General features: G+C 65.5%; 17 protein-coding genes. 1 reads left to right on the top strand and 16 read right to left on the bottom strand.

From position 1 onward, the window contains the following. Window position 1: 1 nt before the first annotated feature. The 6 genes from QM797_RS13605 to QM797_RS13580 form a co-directional block, all read right to left on the bottom strand. The gene (locus QM797_RS13605) at window positions 2-1,318 is read right to left on the bottom strand and encodes a dihydroorotase (RefSeq protein WP_283276164.1); all 1,317 of its coding nucleotides are present in this window, start codon (window positions 1,316-1,318) and stop codon (window positions 2-4) included. Then, window positions 1,315-2,295 carry an aspartate carbamoyltransferase catalytic subunit gene (locus QM797_RS13600; protein ID WP_283276163.1) on the bottom strand — a complete coding sequence of 327 codons (981 nt, stop codon included), beginning with the start codon at window positions 2,293-2,295 and terminating at the stop codon, window positions 1,315-1,317. The genes QM797_RS13605 and QM797_RS13600 overlap by 4 nt, the downstream gene beginning before the upstream one ends. Further along, complete coding sequence (pyrR, locus tag QM797_RS13595) at window positions 2,292-2,879, bottom strand: bifunctional pyr operon transcriptional regulator/uracil phosphoribosyltransferase PyrR (RefSeq protein ID WP_283276162.1); 588 nt, start codon at window positions 2,877-2,879, stop codon at window positions 2,292-2,294. Before pyrR ends, QM797_RS13600 begins: the two co-directional genes overlap by 4 nt. A gap of 139 nt (window positions 2,880-3,018) precedes the next feature. Next, complete coding sequence (nusB, locus tag QM797_RS13590; protein ID WP_283276161.1) at window positions 3,019-3,561, bottom strand: transcription antitermination factor NusB; 543 nt, start codon at window positions 3,559-3,561, stop codon at window positions 3,019-3,021. Window position 3,562: 1 nt separating this feature from the next. Further along, a complete protein-coding gene (efp, locus tag QM797_RS13585) occupies window positions 3,563-4,126 on the bottom strand; it encodes an elongation factor P (RefSeq protein ID WP_283276160.1) in 564 nt (187 codons plus the stop codon). Between the two features lie 77 nt (window positions 4,127-4,203). After that, complete coding sequence (locus QM797_RS13580; RefSeq protein ID WP_283276159.1) at window positions 4,204-5,307, bottom strand: M24 family metallopeptidase; 1,104 nt, start codon at window positions 5,305-5,307, stop codon at window positions 4,204-4,206. A gap of 107 nt (window positions 5,308-5,414) precedes the next feature. Between QM797_RS13580 and QM797_RS13575 the strand changes: the two genes are divergently transcribed. Then, a complete protein-coding gene (locus QM797_RS13575) occupies window positions 5,415-6,113 on the top strand; it encodes a B-4DMT family transporter (RefSeq protein ID WP_283276158.1) in 699 nt (232 codons plus the stop codon). An 88-nt stretch (window positions 6,114-6,201) separates the two neighbouring features. On the opposite strand, the gene aroB is transcribed toward QM797_RS13575, so the two are convergent. The 10 genes from aroB to QM797_RS13525 all read right to left on the bottom strand — a co-directional run bounded on the left by aroB (window position 6,202) and on the right by QM797_RS13525 (window position 17,866). Continuing rightward, window positions 6,202-7,314, bottom strand: a complete 1,113-nt coding sequence (aroB, locus tag QM797_RS13570; RefSeq protein ID WP_283276156.1) for a 3-dehydroquinate synthase — start codon at window positions 7,312-7,314, stop codon at window positions 6,202-6,204. A gap of 14 nt (window positions 7,315-7,328) precedes the next feature. Continuing rightward, a complete protein-coding gene (locus QM797_RS13565) occupies window positions 7,329-7,880 on the bottom strand; it encodes a shikimate kinase (RefSeq protein WP_283276155.1) in 552 nt (183 codons plus the stop codon). Beyond that, entirely contained in the window at window positions 7,877-9,064 is a 1,188-nt protein-coding gene (aroC, locus tag QM797_RS13560) for a chorismate synthase (RefSeq protein ID WP_283276154.1), read from the bottom strand. Before aroC ends, QM797_RS13565 begins: the two co-directional genes overlap by 4 nt. A 12-nt stretch (window positions 9,065-9,076) precedes the next feature. Then, a complete protein-coding gene (locus QM797_RS13555) occupies window positions 9,077-9,649 on the bottom strand; it encodes a prepilin peptidase (protein ID WP_283276153.1) in 573 nt (190 codons plus the stop codon). A 104-nt stretch (window positions 9,650-9,753) separates the two neighbouring features. Beyond that, the gene (locus QM797_RS13550) at window positions 9,754-10,566 is read right to left on the bottom strand and encodes a shikimate dehydrogenase (protein ID WP_283276152.1); all 813 of its coding nucleotides are present in this window, start codon (window positions 10,564-10,566) and stop codon (window positions 9,754-9,756) included. Between the two features lies 1 nt (window position 10,567). Beyond that, on the bottom strand, window positions 10,568-11,950 hold the full coding sequence (locus tag QM797_RS13545; RefSeq protein WP_283276151.1) for an endolytic transglycosylase MltG: 1,383 nt from the start codon (window positions 11,948-11,950) through the stop codon (window positions 10,568-10,570). Beyond that, on the bottom strand, window positions 11,947-12,522 hold the full coding sequence (gene ruvX / locus QM797_RS13540; RefSeq protein ID WP_283276149.1) for a Holliday junction resolvase RuvX: 576 nt from the start codon (window positions 12,520-12,522) through the stop codon (window positions 11,947-11,949). Before ruvX ends, QM797_RS13545 begins: the two co-directional genes overlap by 4 nt. 5 nt (window positions 12,523-12,527) lie before the next feature. Beyond that, on the bottom strand, window positions 12,528-15,197 hold the full coding sequence (gene alaS / locus QM797_RS13535; RefSeq protein ID WP_283276147.1) for an alanine--tRNA ligase: 2,670 nt from the start codon (window positions 15,195-15,197) through the stop codon (window positions 12,528-12,530). A 43-nt stretch (window positions 15,198-15,240) separates the two neighbouring features. Further along, window positions 15,241-16,623, bottom strand: a complete 1,383-nt coding sequence (locus QM797_RS13530; RefSeq protein ID WP_283276302.1) for a replication-associated recombination protein A — start codon at window positions 16,621-16,623, stop codon at window positions 15,241-15,243. 73 nt (window positions 16,624-16,696) lie between these two features. Continuing rightward, a complete protein-coding gene (locus QM797_RS13525) occupies window positions 16,697-17,866 on the bottom strand; it encodes a protein kinase family protein (protein ID WP_283276146.1) in 1,170 nt (389 codons plus the stop codon). Window positions 17,867-17,999: the final 133 nt, after the last annotated feature.

Raw genomic sequence — 17,999 nt, 5'->3', positions numbered from 1 at the left:
TCTACTCCCCTGCCCTGTTCGCCACGACTCCGTCGCGGACGGTGATTCGTCCGCGCAACACGGTCGTGGTCACCTTCGAGGAGAAGGTCATGTCCTCGAACGGTGTGTTGTGCGCGACGCTGGCCAACTTCTTGCCCGATACCGTCCAGCTCGCGTCCGGATCGACCACGGTGAGGTTGGCGATCTCGCCCACCTCGATCGGCCGGCCCTGGTCGGACAACCCGACGATCTGCGCTGGACGCTCGCTCATCACTCGGGCCACACCCAGCCAATCGAGCAGGCCGGGAGTCACCATCGTGTCGACCACGATGGACAGTGCGGTCTCGAGTCCGAGCATGCCGGGACGTGCGATCGAGAATTCGCAGCATTTGTCCTGCTCGGCGTGGGGCGCGTGATCGGTGGCCACACAATCGATCACACCGTCCGCGAGGCCTCGACGGAGGGCGTCGACATCGGACTTCTCGCGCAGTGGTGGATTCACCTTGTTGATCGCGTCGTACGTTTCGAGCCGCGAATCGTCGAGCAACAGATGATGCGGGGTGACCTCGGCAGTGATCGAAATACCCTGTCCGCGAGCCCATTTCATCAGCTCGACGGTTCCCGCAGTGGAGGCATGGCAGATGTGCACCCGTGCGCCCGCGTCTCGGGCGAGCAGTGCGTCGCGCGCAACGATCGATTCCTCTGCCGCACGCGGCCACCCGGCCAGTCCGAGGCGCGCAGCAGTGGGTCCCTCGTGTGCGACGGCACCGACGGTGAGCCGGGGCTCCTCGGCATGCTGCGCGATGAGTACGCCGAGTGAGCTCGAGTATTCCAACGCCCGACGCATGATCAGCGGATCGTCGACGCAATGTCCGTCGTCGGAGAACATCTTCACTCTGCCGATTCCCGCAGCCATCGTGGCCATCTCGGCGAGTTGCTTGCCCTTCAACCCGACGGTGATCGCCCCGACGGGGTGGACGTCGACGAGCCCGACTTCCTGTCCGCGGCGCCACACATGGTCGGTAACGACCACCGAATCGGCAACCGGATCGGTGTTCGCCATGGCGAACACCGCGGTGTAACCGCCCAGAGCCGCTGCTGCCGAGCCGGATTCGATCGTTTCGGTATCTTCACGGCCCGGTTCGCGCAGATGCGTGTGCATGTCGACGAATCCGGGAAGCAGAATGTGGCCGCGGGCGTCGATCACCTGCGCGCCGTCAGCATCGAGGTCGGCACCGATTGCGGCGATCTCCTCGCCGGTGATGAGCACGTCGGTTTCGGAGCCCTCGCCGTACAGTAGGACGCCTCGCAGCAGAACCGAGGACGTGGATGCGGTCATGAAGCACCCCCGTCCGAACCGACCAGCAATCGGAACAGCACTGCCATCCGCACGTGAACTCCATTCGTAACCTGTTGCAACACTGCAGTTTTGGGAGAGTCCGCGACCGACGACGCAATCTCCATACCGCGCAGCATCGGACCGGGGTGCAGCACGACGGCATGATCGGGCAGCAGCTCCAGCCGGCGCTGCGAGAGCCCGTACGTGATGGAGTACTCCCGAGCCGAGGGGAAGAACCCGCCGTTCATCCGTTCTGCTTGGACGCGCAGCATCAGCACGGCGTCCAACCCGGGCAGTTCGGCGTCGATGTCGTGTGACACCCGCACCGGCCAGCCGGTCACTCCGACGGGAAGCAAAGTCGGTGGTGCGATCAGCACCACCTCGGCACCGAGCTTGGCCAGCAGGATCGCGTTCGAGCGCGCCACTCGGCTGTGCAGGATGTCGCCGACGATCGCCACTCGTCGGCCGGCGATGTTTCCGAGACGTTGACGAACGGTCAGGGCGTCGAGCAGGGCCTGCGTGGGGTGTTCGTGAGTACCGTCACCCGCGTTGATCACCGCCGGGCCACCACCAGGAGTGGAGCCTGCGGAACGACCATCGAGGCCAGTTCCTTGATCGGCGGTCCACTGAGCGATCTGGTGGGCAGCACCCGATGCCGGGTGTCGAACGATGAGGGCGTCGGCTCCGGCAGCGCGCAACGTCATCGCGGTGTCGCGGAGCGACTCCCCCTTCGACACCGACGAACTGCTGGCACTGACATTGATGACGTCGGCACTCATCCACTTGCCGGCCACCTCGAAGGAGACGCGAGTGCGCGTCGAATTCTCGAAGAAGACCGTCATGATCGTGCGGCCGCGCAGCGTAGGCAGCTTCTTGACCTCCCGGCCGAGCAGCGCTTGCTCGAAGCGTTCGGCTTCGTCGAGAAGTTCGGTGGCCGAGTCGACGGTGAGATCGGCGACCGAGAGAAGGTGTTTCATCGCGCCGATCCTCCCTCGGACAGGCTGACACCGTCGCGGCCGTCGTGTTCGGACAGCAACACCGAGACGTCCTCGGTGCGCGCGGTGGGGACGTTCTTGCCCACGTAGTCCGCGCGGAGGGGAAGTTCGCGGTGGCCGCGGTCGATGAGGACCGCCAACTGCACGGCGCGGGGACGACCGAGATCCCGTAGCGCATCGAGCGCGGAGCGAACCGTTCTGCCCGAGAACAGCACGTCGTCGACCAGCACGACCAATGCGTCGTCGACACCACCGACCGGGACCGAGGTCCGCTCGAGCGGACGGTGCGGCTTGTTCCGCAGATCGTCGCGGTAGAGGGTGATGTCGAGAGAACCCAGCGGGGGTCGTACCCCGGAAAATGCCTCGATACGTTCGGCGAGGCGCTCGGCCAGAGTGGTTCCGCGTGTAGGAATGCCCAGCAGCACGACACGTGGCGAGTCGGGGGCGTCGAGCGCCGTCTTCTCGATGATCTGGTGAGCCATGCGGGAGATGGTTCGTCCCACATCGGCCGAGGACAGCAATTCGCGAACATCGGGGTTCGCAGACGAGCTTTCGGGCGCAGGCAAACTACGACCTCCTTCTCCGCCTCTCTGGACGGATCGTTAAAGGATGTCTGACATGAACTGCGTAGAGCCTAGCAACGCTCTGCGAACCACACCTACCAGGCTCGCAGAGCGTTCGGTCACAGGACCGTCGAGCGTTCGGTCAGTGCTCGGTGTCTCCGGCCGTGTCGACCTGCGGATGGCTCGACACGGCCGCCGCGGCGGCGCGTACCTGCGGTGCCACGAGGACTATCTGGCCGAGCACACCGTTGACGAAACCGGGCGAATCGTCGGTGGACAACTGCTTGGCCAGCTCGACGGCCTCGTCGACGGCCACGACAGGAGGCACGTCGGTGGCATGGAACAGCTCCCAGACAGCAACGCGAAGGATGGCCCGGTCGACCGCAGGAAGACGTGTGAGCGTCCAATCCTTGAGGTGATCGGCGATGACACCGTCGAGGCGATCCAGGTTCTCCGCAACACCCTCGACCAACGTCGAGGTGTAGTCACTGACCGGCGCGATGGTGTCGTCGGCGCGCGCGAGTTCGATGCGCTCCGCGGTCAGGTCCACCGGGTCGACGTTGCGCGCCTCCGCCTCGAACAGAAAGTCAACCGCACGCTTGCGGGCCTTGTGACGCGCGCCCAGCTTCTTCGTGCCGGGGGCACCGTTCTGCGAGGCGGAGGATGTCGACTTCTTCGATGACACGTTAGGAGTTCACACGCCCGAGGTAGTTGCCATCACGCGAGTCGACCTTGAGCTTGTCACCGGTGTTGATGAACAGCGGCACCGAGATCTCGGCTCCGGTTTCGAGGGTCGCCGGCTTGGTGCCGCCGGTGGACCGGTCGCCCTGCAGGCCGGGATCGGTGTGCTTGACCTCCAGCTCTACGGTGACGGGAAGCTCGACATACAGCGGGAGGCCCTCGTGCATGGCGACCTGAACCCGGAGGTTCTCGAGCAGGAAGCGAGCACCGTCACCGACGGTGGCCTCACCGATCGAGATCTGGTCGTACGTGTCTGCGTCCATGAACACGTAATCGCTGCCGTCGTGGTAGAGGTAGGTCATGTCGCGACGGTCGACCGTTGCGGTCTCGACCTTCACACCGGCGTTGAACGTCTTGTCGACGACCTTGCCCGAGAGCACGTTCTTGAGCTTGGTCCGCACGAATGCGGGCCCCTTACCGGGCTTGACGTGCTGGAATTCGATGATCGTCCACAGCTGGTTCTCCAGGTTGAGAACCAGTCCGTTCTTGAAATCGCTGGTGGAAGCCACTTGCTTCGCGTCTCCTCAATCGTTTGTGCGCGTGACGCGCCGTCGGTCACGTGCTTAGATTCGCTCCCGCCCGCGCGCTAGACGGACGTGAGTTCCTTGCTTGTCAGGGTGAGCAGTTCCGGACCCCCGTCGCGAACGACGAGTGTGTCCTCGATCCGAACGCCGCCGCGACCGGAGAAGTAGACACCCGGCTCGACGGTGACCGCTGCACCGCTCAGCAGTGTACCGGTGCTCGTCTTCGCGATTCCCGGCGCTTCGTGGATTTCCAGGCCCACGCCATGACCGAGCCCGTGCAAGAAGTACTCGCCGTACCCTGCGTCCTCGATGACCGAGCGCGACGCCGCGTCGACCGAAGCGGTGTTCACCCCTGGCGCCAGCGCCTCTCGACCGGCCGTCTGGGAGCGCTGCACCAACTCGTACAGGTCGCGCTGCCACTGCGCCGGACTACCGATCACGAAGGTCCGGGTCATGTCGGAGTGGTACCCGCCCACCAGCGCGCCGAAGTCCAGCTTCACGAAGTCACCCTCGGCCAACACCGCATCCGTCGGTCGGTGATGCGGCACTGCGGAATTGACGCCTGCAGCCACGATGGTCTCGAACGAGATCGCATCGGCGCCGTGGTCGAGCATCGCAGATTCCAGTTCGCGGGCCACCTCACGCTCGGTTCTCCCAGCCCGAATGCTGCCTCCGCTCAGCAATTGCGCGAGCGCATCGTCGGCTGCGCGGCACGCATCACGGAGCAATCCCACCTCGAATTCGTCCTTGACCATGCGCAACGACTCGACGACACCGGGTGCGCGCACCAACTCGACGCCCCCATCCAACTCGGCCCAGCTGCGATGGGCGTCGACCGTCACGACGTGACTCTCGAAACCGATGCGGCCGCCACGACCCGACACTCCCGATCGAAGGAGGTGTATCGCCGACGCCCGGTCGATCTCGGCACGCAGATCCGGCACCTGCTCGGCGACCTGGGTGACATACCGACCGTCGGTGCAGATCACGGTCTCGTTCTCACCGTCGACCGAATCCGCCGCCGAGACCAGCAGTGCCGCATTCGAGCCGGTGAAACCGGTCAGATAACGCACGTTCAGCAAGTCGGTGATCAACATCGAATCGAGGCCGTCGGCGGCCAACAGTTCTCGCAGGGCACCACGACGGGCACCGAAATCAGCAGGCATGCGCTCGACATTACTGCTCGCCCCGACGTGCCTCGCCCAGGACGCATCGGACTCGAACTTTGTGGGCCCTGCCACACGAACGGCGACGTGCGGATATGCTGTGCCGCATGACTGGGTGGGCAGTGCGTGGCATAGGTATGGGATTGATCAACGCCGTCGTTCGATTGCTGCTGGGGGCGGCAGTATCGATGTGGCCGCTGAGCGGCTCGGCGTTGCGATGGGTGGCGTATGCCCTCGTGATCCTCGTGATCGTTGTCTGGGCAGGAATCGACGGCGTTCGCGATCGACGCAATCATCCTGATCCCGATGACGGGCAGGACCTCACGATGGTGTGGCTCAAGGCCGCGGTCGTCGCGGGATTGCTCGCTGGACTGCTCAGCTGGATCATCGACTTCTTCGTCGACTTCAGCCTCGGTCAGAACGGTCTGATCTTCGAGCTGACCTCCGGTGCAGCTTTCACCATCCTCACCATTTTCGTCGTTGCCAGCATTGCGGTGTTCGTGGGTCGGCTGATCGTCAACCGCGACGCGAAGAAGAAGCTGGCCACCTCCGACGCCGACCGTGCACACGACCGCGAGCTGGTCAATGCAGGCAGCGCGCAACGTGCCGAGGCGAGTCGCGACACTCGATCGCAGGCAGAACCGACGCGCTCCGAACCGACGCGCTCCGAACCGACGCGCTCCGAACCTCAGTGGGCCGCCGAGCACGGCGAAGCCGACACCGAGGTGTTCTCGGCAGTGGACGCCGACGGAAAGCCCCGACTGGACAAGCGCGGCAACCGGCACGGCACCGCCGACGGTTCCTGACTCGCGCTACAAACACACGGGCGGTGAGTGACGCATGACGCGTCGCTCACCGCCCGTTCTCACCGCGTTCGGAGCGCGGGTCCGAGTGTCACAACATTATGGCGGACCCACCGGTTGCCGGAGCCTCGCGACCGACTGCGGAGAACGCGGCGACGAGCAGAGCCGGATCGGGACCCTCCAGCCGTCCCGGCTTGGCCAGACCGTCCAGGACTACGAACCGCAACAGGCCGGCGCGATTCTTCTTGTCCTTCTGCATGCCCTTCAGCAGGTCCCCGAACGCGTGCTCGTCGTAGGTGACCGGCAAGCCGACCGATTCGAGAATTGATCGATGTCTGTCGGCCGTGGCGTCGTCCAGACGGCCGGCCAGGCGTCCGAGTTCGGCCGCGAACACCAGACCGACCGACACTGCGGCACCGTGGCGCCAGCGGTACTGCTCACGCCGTTCGATGGCGTGGGCAAGCGTGTGACCGTAGTTCAGAATCTCGCGCAGGTTCGACTCGCGCAGATCCGCCGCCACGACCTTCGCCTTGACCTCCACCGATCGCTTGATCAACTCCGGTAGAACGTCGCCGGTCGGATCGAGCGCCGCCGCCGGATCTGCCTCGATGATGTCCAGAATCTTCGGATCGGCGATGAACCCGGTCTTGATCACCTCGGCCATGCCCGAGACGATCTCGTTCTTGGGCACGGTCTCGAGCGTGGCGAGGTCGATCAGCACGGCAGCCGGTTCGTGGAAGGACCCTACGAGGTTCTTTCCGGCATCGGTGTTGATGCCGGTCTTGCCGCCGACGGCCGCGTCGACCATGGCCAGCAGCGTCGTCGGGACGTGGACGATACGGACTCCGCGCATCCAGGTCGCTGCCACGAATCCGGCCAGGTCCGTTGCCGCTCCGCCGCCCAGACTGACGATGGCGTCGCTGCGGGTGAGACCGATTCGGCCGAGGACTTCCCAGCAGAACCCCGCCACTGCAAGGTCCTTGCCGTCCTCGGCATCCGGGATCTCGATGCGGTGAGCGTCGATTCCCTTGTCCGCCAACGCTGCTCGCACTGCCTCCGCGGTCTCTGCCAGCGGAGGCTGGTGGAAGATCGCCACGGTGGCCGTTCCGGCGAGCTCGTCGACGAGGTCCGTCAACAGACCTCGGCCGATGATCACCGGGTACGGGTTGGCAGTCTCGACCTGGACGCGCACTGGCTCTGTCATCGAATCACCTTCATCTACTGGGGGTTTTTCTCGTTCGCATTGCGCCCGGGAACAGGGGCGATGGCCGTCAGCTTCGCGACCAACTGGCCCACGACCCGAGCGGGGCTGCGACTGTCGGTGCGCACTCGCACCGTGGCCACCGAACGGTAGAGAGGTCGCCGATGACGCATCAGTTCCTGATACTTCGCACGCGGGTCAGGACCGGCTAGCAGCGGCCGAACCGTGTTCGCACCGGTTCGCCGAAGCCCTTCTGCCACGCTGATTTCCAGGTACACCACGGTGTGCCCGGACAGCAGGCTACGGGTCGCCGGCGACAACACAGCACCACCGCCGAGGGAGACGATCCCGTCGTGCGAGGCCAGAGCACCGGCGACTGTCCGCTCCTCGATCTGCCGAAAAGCCGGTTCGCCGTCGTGCGAGAAGATATCGGCGATCGTACGACCGGTGTCTCGCTCGATGGCCACGTCGGTGTCGAACAGGTCCAGGTCGAGGGCCTGTGCCAGCCGTCGACCGATCGTCGACTTGCCTGCTCCCGGCGGTCCGACGAGGACCGCGTACGGGCTCATCGTGGAGGTCGGGCGGCGGTGCCCTTCACGTAGTGGTCGACGTTGCTCGTCGTCTCCGCCAGCGAATCCCCACCGAACTTCTCCAACGCTGCCTGAGCGACCACCAAGGCAACCATGGTCTCGGCTACGACACCGGCGGCCGGAACGGCGCAGACGTCCGAGCGCTGATGAATGGCGACTGCTTCGTCTCCGGTGGTCATGTCGACGGTCGCCAGCGCGCGCGGCACGGTGGAGATGGGTTTCATCGCGGCCCGCACTCTCAGTGGCTCGCCGTTGGTCATCCCGCCCTCGATGCCGCCTGCGCGGTTGGTCGAGCGCAGCACCCCGTCGGGGCCGGGCTTGATCTCGTCGTGGGCGACGCTGCCGCGGCGGCGCGCGGTCTCGAAGCCGTCACCGATCTCCACACCCTTGATGGCCTGGATTCCCATCAGCGCGGCAGCCAATCTGGCGTCGAGCTTGCGCTCCCCCGAGACGAACGACCCGAGGCCGACGGGGAGGCCGTGCACGACAACCTCGACGACGCCGCCGAGGGTGTCGCCGTCCTTCTTCGCCGCTTCGATCTCGGCGATCATCGACTCCTCGGCGGCCTTGTCGAATGCGCGCACCGGGGAGGCGTCGATCGCGTCGAGGTCGTCACCTGCAGGCGGCGGACCCACGTACGGATCGGATGCTCCGATGGAGATCACGTGGGACACGACGTCGACGCCGAACGCCTGCTTCAGGAAGAGGCGCGCGACCGTGCCGATGGCAACCCGGGCCGCGGTCTCGCGTGCGCTCGCGCGTTCGAGAACCGGGCGTGCATCGTCGAAGCCGTACTTGAGCATTCCGGAGAAATCTGCGTGCCCTGGGCGTGGGCGGGTCAGCGGGGAGTTGCGCGCGAGATCGGCAAGCACGGCGTCGTCGACCGGATCGGCCGACATCACCTGCTCCCACTTGGGCCATTCGGTGTTGCCGACCTCGATCGCGACGGGCCCGCCCATGGTGCGGCCGTGCCGTACGCCGCCGGTGAGCGTGACTTTGTCCGCCTCGAACTTCATTCGGGCCCCGCGGCCGTAACCGAGACGACGGCGGGCGAGTTGGGAGGCAATATCGTCCGAGGTCACCTCGACTCCCGCGACCATTCCTTCGAGAATGGCGACGAGAGCAGGTCCGTGGGATTCTCCGGCAGTTATCCAGCGCAGCACTCGAACATCTTTTCACGTCAGGCAAGCTGCGGATGCCAGCAGGGTCGCCGCGCACATGGACGGGCCGTGCGCGACACGTGCCCGCCTGTGCCCGAAGGCTGCGACGATCGACCCGACCACGGCAGTTGCCAGTGGCGCCGACAGCGCCGCGATCACCCACCCTTCCCCACCGCCGAGAGCTGCGATCGAGCCCACCGACCATGCCAGCTTCACGTCCCCGGCACCGAATGCCGACGGCGCGAGAAGGTGTACGACGAGGTAGATCGCGAACAGCAGGGCTCCGCCGAGCAATGCTCTCGCCGAACCCGCCGACACGAGCATCGTCGTGACCACGATCGCACCCGGGATCGTCAGTTCGTTCGGCAACCGGCGATGCCGCAGGTCGACGGCACTGAGCGCCGCAAACCACCATGTCAGTACAGACATCGGACCAAAAAGGGTGGACTCGCCGAACCGCCACCAGGCCCATCCGGTACCCACCGCGGACAACAGCGGCAGAAACCGTGGATCCCACCGGACCAGACCGAATCGCATCGCTACCCCGGCAACGGCACCGACCACCGACGCTGCACACAGACTGAACATGGCCCGAAGGGTCGCATCCCTCCGATGCCCGGCCACGACAGAACACCTGATCGCAGATTGCCCTGTGGACAACCCGCTGCCTGTGGACTACGGGGAATTCGTGCTCACTCGGCAGTGGCCAAGGCAGCACGCATGACCGCCCGAGGTGCCGGCTCGCCGGTGAACTGCTCGACTTGTCCGTACGCCTGCTCGAGCAGCATCGCCAGGCCACCGACAACAGTTCCACCGGCTGACTCCACCGCGGCTGCCAGCGGCGTCGGCCAGGGATCGTAGATGGCGTCGAGCACCAACGGCGCGTGTGCGAGTGCAGTGGCGATGTGTGCGGCTCCGGCCGCGGGCACGGTGCTGACCAGTACGGCAGATGCACCCGCGATCTCAGCGAGACGGGGATCGGTCATGTCAGCGAACTCAGCACGCAGTCCTGCGGAGACGGCGCACCGGAGTGTGTCCGACGCCCGGTCGGCCGAGCGCGCGACGACGGTGACGGCGGCAGCCCCCAATCCGGCCAATGCGACGATCGCCGGCCGCGACGTTCCCCCGGCTCCGACCACCGTCACGGCGCTACCCGACAGGTCTACGACCCCCGCACCGCGTAGGGCACCCACGATGCCGTCCACATCAGTGCAGTCGGCACGCCAGCCCGAGGCCGTGCGCACCAGTGTGTTCGCCGAGCCGGCCAACACCGCCCGTTCGGTGCGTTCGCCGGCGTAGTTCAAGGCTGCGACCTTGCCTGGCATCGTGACGGAGACGCCGACCCACTCGGGACCGAAACCGTCGAGCATGCCCGGCAGCTGCTCACCGGTGCACTCGATTCGGTCGTAAGTCCAATCCTCGAGACCGAGGGCGCGGTACGCAGCGCGATGCAGTAGCGGCGATTTCGAATGTGCGACGGGGCTTCCGAGTACTGCGGCCCGCATGTCAGCGCCCGCTGTCGAGGAAGCCTGGTTCGACCTTCGCGATGTTCGCGAGGTGTTCCTCGTAGCTGCGAGTGAACAGCGTTTCACCCGCCTGATCGATGGTCACGAAGTACAACCAGTCACCGTCGGCGGGAGCCTCGACGGCTTGCACCGCACCGATGCTCGGCGAGGAGATCGGCGTTGCCGGCAACCCTTCGCTGGCATAGGTGTTCCACGGGGTCACACGCGCCCGGTCGGCGTCGGTGGTGGCCACCTCGGTCGTGTCGAGCGAGTAGTTGACCGTCGAGTCGAACTCGAGTTTCTGCGGCACCGCGAGCCGGTTGAGAATCACCCGGGCCACCTTGCTGAAATCCTGTGGCAGGGACTCCCGCTCGACGAGAGACGCAGCCACCAGAGTGTCGTAGGGAGTGAGCCCGGAGTTGGTGCCCGCGGTGAGAATCCCGGTGTCCTCGTAGCGAGTGGCACTCTCGGAAACCAGCTGCTTCAGGATGTCGGCGGGTGCGGCGCTGGGATCGAAATCCCAGGTCCCCGCTGCGATCAGGCCTTCGAGCTGACGATCGCGATCCGGAACTCCCTCGACGCGATCGGTCGCCCAGTCGGGAACGCCGAGGGCTGCTGGGTCGTCGACCGCTCCGGCCGCATTGAGATCGTCGTAACTCACGCAGATCGGACTGCCACTGCCGGTTCGATCCACACAGCTGGCCTCGGAGATCAGTGTGTAGATGCCCTTCTTGACGGCACCGGTGTTCACGTCGCGCGCGTCGTGCAGCTGACGTCCCTCCGAGATGACCATGTTTCCCACCCGGGAGGCGGGGTCCACCAGTTCGCTCACCGCTCGCGAAGCGGGCACATTACTGGTGAGCAGATAGAAGCCCGGCTGGACAGAGGTGATGGCGTTGTTCGCAATCGCAGCTTCGAGGAATGCCCCCGAGCTGGCGACGACACCCTTGTCCGCTGCCTCGGTACCGATTTGTTGGGCGGTGTCGTTGGGATGAACCTGAATGACGACACCGTCACCGGAGGACCCGGCCGCGAAGTCTGCGTTCGGGGTCGTGCGATTGCTGAATTTGCTCACTGCGAAATACCCTCCGCCGGCCACTGCGACGATCAGTATCAACCCGAGCGCCAACGCCACGATCCGGCCACGACGCTTGCGAGTGGACGCGGCACGGTCCCTGCGGCTCGCAGCACGGCTGCGGCCTACCTCCCGCGGCTCCGCGCCAGGTGCAGGGTGCGGTTCGTGCCGTTGCGGCGGGCGCGGACGGCCATCCATACGGCGATCGAAGTCGCTGCCCTCGTCCACGCGATACCCGATCGGATCGGTGTGCGCCTCGTCGGAGCGCGCATGTCGCCGATCCCGATCGAAGGACCCATGGTTGTTCACTTGTCGACCTCCGTCGATCCTGAATTCGTCCCTGCGTGATCCGAGACCGCGTCATCCGAGACTGAACGATCGGCAGCACTGCGAGTCGACACGGCACGACGCTCGTCGAGCCAGCCCTGCAATATCGCCACCGCCGCAGCCTGATCGATCACCGATCGTTGATTCTTGGCCCGCACACCGCTGTCCCGTAGTGCACGCGACGCACTCACGGTAGTCAGTCGCTCGTCGGCCATTCGAATCGGCACGTCGCCCAACCGTCTGTGCAGGGAACGGCCGAATTTCTCGGCGGCATCGACGGCACTGCCGCGCTCACCGCGAAGTGTGCGGGGCAGGCCGATCACGATCTCGACGGCCTCGTACTCGGCCACGATCTCCGCGACGCGTACCACGTCCGGGGCATCGGGACCCTTGATCTTGGAGCGCGACACCGTTTCGACCGGAGTCGCGAGCACACCGTCTGGATCGCTGGACGCGATTCCGATACGAACACTGCCGACGTCGATACCGATTCGCCGTCCCCGGCCCGGATCGTCGACGCCGGGCCGATCGGGGCCTCGCCCCAGGTTGGCCACAGTCGTCAGCGGGTCGTGAGTTCGGACAGTCGAGCCCGGGCGGCGTCGATACCGGCGTTGATTCCGGCGACGTCCGACCCTGACCCCTGGGCCAGTTCGGGCTTACCGCCACCCCGGCCACCGATGCTCGGACCGAAAGCCGCCACCAGGTCACCGGCGGCGACGCCCGCATCCTGGGCAGCCTTGTTGGTCGACACCACGAACGGGACCTTGCCGCCGACCGTGCCGAACAGCACCACGACGGCCGGATCCGCGCCGAGGCGTCCACGAATATCGGTCACCAGGGTGCGCAGGTCGTTGCCACCGACACCGTCCGGTGCCTGCGCGACCACCGCGCGAACATCGCCGAACCGCTCGGCCTTCCCGACGAACTCGCCCGCCGAGGCCAACACCGCAGCGGCCTTGACCGCGTCGAGTTCCTTCTCTGCGACACGCAGACGCTCGACGAGGGTCTCGATACGAGCCGGGACCTCCTCGGACGGCACCTTCAGCGAGGACGCTACGCCGGCCAGCAGCGCGCGCTCCTTGGCGAGATAGCGGTAGGAATCGAGGCCGACGAATGCCTCGACGCGGCGCACTCCCGAGCCGACCGATGATTCGCCGAGAATGGTGACCGGGCCGATCTGCGACGAGTGCTGCACGTGCGTACCACCGCACAATTCCATCGAGAACGGCCCACCGATCTCGACCACTCGTACTTCGTCTCCGTAGTTCTCACCGAACAGCGCCATTACGCCCATCTTCTTCGCACTGTCGAGGTCGGTGACCACAGTGTTGACCTCGAAGTCGGAGCCGACCGCGTCGTTGGCAACGTTCTCGATGTCGTCGCGCTGGGCGTCCGAGAGCGCGCCCTGCCAGGAGAAGTCGAACCGTAGGTAGCCGGGTTTGTTGAGCGAACCGGCCTGAGTTGCGTTGGGCCCGAGGACCTGTCGCAGGGCAGCGTGCACCATATGGGTACCCGAGTGGCCCTGAGTCGCACCTTTGCGCCAGGCGTGGTCGACGTCGACGTGGACGGTGTCGCCCTCGGTGATCTGACCCGACTCGACCACCGACTTGTGCGTCCAGACCTTCTTGGCGATCTTCTGCACGTCGTTGACCTTGACGCCGAGGCCGGGCGCGGTGATGGTGCCGATGTCGGCGATCTGTCCACCGGACTCGGCGTAGAGCGGGCTGCGGTCGAGGATGATCTCGATGCTCTCGCCCGCAACTGCGGTCGGAACACGAACACCGTTCGAGATCAAGGCCAATACCGTTGCCTCGGAACCGAGTTCGTCGAATCCGGTGAATTCCGTCGGCGAACCGTCGACGAAGTCCCGGTAGACCGTGAGGTCGGCGTGTGCATGTTTGCGCGCACGGGCGTCGTCTTTGGCTCGGTTGCGCTGCTCGGTCATCAACGACCGGAAACCGTCCTCGTCGACCGACAGACCCGCCTCGGCGGCCATTTCGAGCGTCAGATCGATCGGGAAGCCGTAGGTGTCGTGCAGCGCGAATGCTTCCGCACCGCCGATCTTTTTCGCGCCCGACGCCTTGACGGCCTCTGCCGCGCCCTCGAACAGCCGCGAACCCGAGGTGAGGGTCTTGAGGAATGCCGTCTCCTCCCCCACTGCCACGGTCAGGATGCGGTCGAAGTCGGTGACCAGGTTTGGGTAGGACTCCGCCATCGTGTTGCGCACGACGGTGACGAACTGCGCCATCGTCTGGTCGGGCGCACCGAGCAGACGCGCCGATCGCACGATGCGGCGTAACAAGCGACGCAGCACGTAGCCACGCCCGTCGTTGCCGGGGTTGACGCCGTCGGAGATGAGCAGCGCAGCGGTGCGTGCGTGATCGGCGATGACGCGGAAACGCACGTCGTCGTCGTGATTCGCTCCGTAGGCGCGTCCCGAGAGTTCCTCGGCCTTGGCGATCACCGGTCGAACGAGGTCGGTCTCGTAGACGTTGTCCACGCCCTGCAGCAGGAACGCGACGCGCTCGACGCCCATGCCGGTGTCGATGTTCTGCTTCGGCAGCGGACCGAGGATCTCGAAGTCGTCCTTGCTGATCCCCTTGCCGCGCTCGTTCTGCATGAACACGAGGTTCCAGATCTCGATGTACCGATCCTCGTCGGCCTCCGGACCGCCCTCGGCACCGAACTCGGGTCCGCGGTCGTAGTAGATCTCGGAGCACGGGCCACAAGGTCCCGGAATGCCCATGGACCAGTAGTTGTCGGCCATTCCGCGGCGTTGAATTCGCTCGTCGGGCAGACCGGCGATTTCCTTCCAGAGTTCGATCGCCTCGTCGTCGTCGAGATATGCAGTGGCCCAGATGCGCTCGGGGTCGAACCCGTAACCGCCGTCCTCCACGCTGTCGGTCAGCAACGACCAGGCGTGCCGAATCGCGTCGCGCTTGAAGTAGTCACCGAACGAGAAGTTGCCTGCCATCTGAAAGAACGTGTTGTGGCGGGTGGTGATGCCCACGTTCTCGATGTCGAGGGTGCGGACGCATTTCTGGACGCTCGTCGCGGTCGAGTACGGCGGCGTCTGCTGACCGAGGAAGAACGGCACGAAGGGAACCATGCCCGCATTGACGAACAGCAGGTTCGGATCGTCGAGAATCAACGACGCACTGGGTACTTCGGTGTGCCCCGCCTTCACGAAATGGTCGAGGAAACGCCTGCGGATCTCATGGGTCTGCACTGACACAGGTTAGCGTCGTCGGACCCCGTGCCGACTCGAGGGCCTATCGGCCCCGGATGATCCGACGCAGTTTGCCCACTCTGGTCGCAATTTCGCGCTCGGCACCGTGCTCGGTGGGCTCGTAGTAGTCCACACCCACCAACTCGTCCGGTGGATACTGCTGGCCGAGGACCCCGCCGGGACTACTGTGCGGGTACCGATACCCGACGGCATTCCCCAACCCCTGGGCTCCCTTGTAGTGCCCGTCGCGCAGATGCGGCGGCACCGATCCCGACTTTCCGGCCGCTACATCGGCCATGGCCGCACCGAGAGCCGCGATCACCGCACCCGACTTCGGTGCGGTGGCCAGGTGAATCGTTGCCTGCGCCAGCGCCAACCGCGCCTCGGGCATGCCGATCATCTGTACGGCGTTCGCCGCGGCCGTCGCCGTCTGCAGTGCCGTCGGATCGGCCATCCCGATGTCCTCGCTCGCGTGCACCACCAACCGACGGGCGATGAACCGCGCGTCCTCGCCCGCAGTGATCATGCGCGCCAGATAGTGCAGCGCGGCATCGACGTCGGACCCTCTGATCGACTTGATGAATGCACTGATGACGTCGTAGTGCTGGTCGCCGTCACGGTCGTAACGCACCGCAGCCTTGTCCACGCTGGCCTCGACGGTCGCCAGATCCAACACCCCGTCGGACACCGCACCTGCCGCTGCTTCCAGCGCCGTCAACGCCCTGCGCGCGTCCCCGGCCGCGAGTCGCACGAGGTGGTCCATCGCATCCTCGGCGATGGTGACCGCCCCGTCCAGACCACGCGGGTCGTTGGCGGCGCGGGTCAACAGCAACTCGATGTCCTCGGTCCCCAGCGGCTGCAACTGCAGCACCAGCGACCGCGACAGCAGAGGCGACACCACCGAGAACGACGGGTTCTCGGTAGTCGCCGCCACCAGCAACACGATTCGATTCTCGACGGCCGCGAGCAATGCGTCCTGCTGCGTCTTGGAGAAGCGGTGCACCTCGTCGATGAACAGCACCGTCTGTTCGCCCGACAGCAACCGGCGTCGCGCGAGTTCGATGACGTTGCGTACTTCCTTCACGCCTGCCGACAGGGCCGACAACGCCTCGAACTTGCGTCCTGTTGCGCCGGAAATCAACGACGCGAGCGTCGTTTTTCCTGTTCCCGGCGGACCGTAGAGCATCACCGAGGACGCACCGGATCCCTCGACGAGCCGCCGCAACGGCGCACCGGGAGCCAACAGATGAGATTGTCCTACCACCTCGTCGAGGGTCGTCGGACGCATTCTCACCGCCAGCGGCGCGTCGGGCCGGACGTAGGTCGAGGTCGGGCGCGACTCGGTGATCGTCGTCTCCGGGGGTGCTGGGGTGTCGAAGAGACCATCGCCGGGGTCGTCGCTGCTCGAAACATCACTGCCCGACATGTCACTTCCGAAGCCGCCACTCACCGGTCGAACGCTACCGATCGCGCTGTCGAGAAGGCGAATGACGTCGTGGCTACCGCTCCCACTTCGCCCGCAACGCGGTCGCGACCGATGCTGCGTACTCGGCGATGCCGGTCTCGCCGGCACGTTCTGCACTGTCGGCCAGCACCGTCCACCGAGAGACGAGCGCCTGCGACCGTGGAACCGACAGGTGGTGCGCCCGCGCCGCGGCGATGCGCGTGTGGTCGTCCGGGAGGAACCAGTACGTGGTCAGCCATACCCATATCAATCGCGCGTCGAGGATCTTGCTCGCCAGGGCGGTGTCGTCGGCCAGCGCAGGCCAGATCCCGACGACCTCCGACCGCCACGCATCGATCATCGCCTGCTCACGTTCGTGCGTGAGCTCGAAGCTGCACAGACACCCCGGGAACGAGGCCAGCGCATAGGTGATGTCGAGGGTGGCGTCGCGGAAACCGCCCCACTCGTAGTCGAGAAAACGGACACCTTCGTCGTTGACGATGATGTTGTCGGGGCACAGATCGGACGGGCTGAATGCGCGGAAGGCGCCGTGCGCGAACAGTCGTCCGCTACGAGACACGCGATCGAGGAGCGCGTCCGGGGTAAGACCTACCCCTGGCAAGCCGGACAACAATTCGGGAACCTCGGCAAGAGCATAGGGAATCTGCGCGGAAATTCCGTCCGTGGTGTCCGGTTGCCCTACGCGACGGAGCAGCGCTGCGAAATCGTCCTCGCGGCCGACGGTTGCAGCATGCATTCGACCGAGGGCCTGCGCCATGGCCATCAGCGAGTTGGTCACGGCAGCCTCGTCCGAGTTTCGCAATAGGGTTGTGATGGGGCTGGCGTCACCGAGGTCGCTGAGTACGAGTAGCCGCGCGTCGAGATCGTAGGCGTGCAGTTCGGGCCCCGGCCTGCTGTCGGTGGCCAATGCGTTGGCGAACTGGTACGAGGCTGCCTCCCGCAGGAAGGCACTCGACCCTGCGATGTCGGCCAATTCGGTATGCAGTTCCGACTCGCCCGTCACGTCGCGCACTTGCTTGAGCACCAGGGTCCGGGGCAGCTGAAAAGGGTTCTCGGAGACCTTGACTCGCAATACGATCGCCTGGCCGCTACCACCGAGGTTCACCGGGTCGATCAGCGTCACCGGAGCTCCGGTGCGTTTGGCGAGGAGGCGCTGAGCTGCTGCTACTACCTCTGATACAGGGTCTGCCAGTGTTGCGGTCATCGATATCCAAGCTACCCGTTCGCTGCGATTTTCTGTGCTGTGTCGACGACTACGAATGGGACACGATTGTCCGTTTTGCGGCTTTCGCGCGTCACATCCCCAGATTTGACCAGAAGGTCGGATACCCCCGAAC

This window comes from Rhodococcus sp. IEGM 1381, from assembly GCF_030056795.1.
Classification (GTDB): Bacteria; Actinomycetota; Actinomycetes; order Mycobacteriales; family Mycobacteriaceae; genus Rhodococcoides.
This window is presented reverse-complemented; position numbering and strand designations above follow the sequence as displayed.

Bases quoted from the DNA above. Each gene is read 5' to 3' on its own strand.
- QM797_RS13550 (WP_283276152.1), bottom strand. From the start codon at position 10,566: ATGCGGGCCGCAGTACTCGGAAGCCCCGTCGCACATTCGAAATCGCCG.
- QM797_RS13565 (WP_283276155.1), bottom strand. From the start codon at position 7,880: ATGAGCCCGTACGCGGTCCTCGTCGGACCGCCGGGAGCAGGCAAGTCG.
- QM797_RS13555 (WP_283276153.1), bottom strand. From the start codon at position 9,649: ATGTTCAGTCTGTGTGCAGCGTCGGTGGTCGGTGCCGTTGCCGGGGTA.
- QM797_RS13530 (WP_283276302.1), bottom strand. From the start codon at position 16,623: ATGTCGGGCAGTGATGTTTCGAGCAGCGACGACCCCGGCGATGGTCTC.
- QM797_RS13580 (WP_283276159.1), bottom strand. From the start codon at position 5,307: ATGCCTGCTGATTTCGGTGCCCGTCGTGGTGCCCTGCGAGAACTGTTG.
- QM797_RS13600 (WP_283276163.1), bottom strand. From the start codon at position 2,295: ATGAAACACCTTCTCTCGGTCGCCGATCTCACCGTCGACTCGGCCACC.
- aroB (WP_283276156.1), bottom strand. From the start codon at position 7,314: ATGACAGAGCCAGTGCGCGTCCAGGTCGAGACTGCCAACCCGTACCCG.
- QM797_RS13525 (WP_283276146.1), bottom strand. From the start codon at position 17,866: ATGACCGCAACACTGGCAGACCCTGTATCAGAGGTAGTAGCAGCAGCT.
- QM797_RS13575 (WP_283276158.1), top strand. From the start codon at position 5,415: ATGACTGGGTGGGCAGTGCGTGGCATAGGTATGGGATTGATCAACGCC.
- QM797_RS13605 (WP_283276164.1), bottom strand. From the start codon at position 1,318: ATGACCGCATCCACGTCCTCGGTTCTGCTGCGAGGCGTCCTACTGTAC.